The sequence below is a fragment of the Thalassolituus sp. UBA6592 genome (assembly GCF_002433655.1).
Lineage (GTDB): Bacteria > Pseudomonadota > Gammaproteobacteria > Pseudomonadales > Oceanobacteraceae > Venatoribacter.
In genome coordinates this window covers 60,889-61,114 of record NZ_DJIO01000115.1, presented here as the reverse complement: position 1 = coordinate 61,114, position 226 = coordinate 60,889, and the positions used below count along the sequence as shown (strand labels likewise).

At 54.0% G+C, this 226-nt stretch carries 1 protein-coding gene; it reads left to right on the top strand.

What is annotated here, in order from left to right:
- Window positions 1–226 (top strand): GTP-binding protein (locus tag B2Z72_RS11105; protein ID WP_297004807.1); only part of this gene is annotated, 226 nt, incomplete at both ends.

Genomic DNA, 226 nt, shown 5'->3' with positions numbered 1-226 from the left:
CTGCAACAGCCCCAGGCTGGCTGAAGGAAATGCGTGGCGAACATACACCGGAAACAGAAGAATACGGAATCACCAGTTTTGCCTACCGTGCACACCGTCCATTTCATCCGGGAAAGTTTTATGAATTTCTCCATCAGGATTGGCCATCAGGCAAACTGATCCGCTCCAAAGGTTACTTCTGGCTCGCCACCCGGCCGCAATTTGCCGGTCAGTGGAGCCAGGCTGG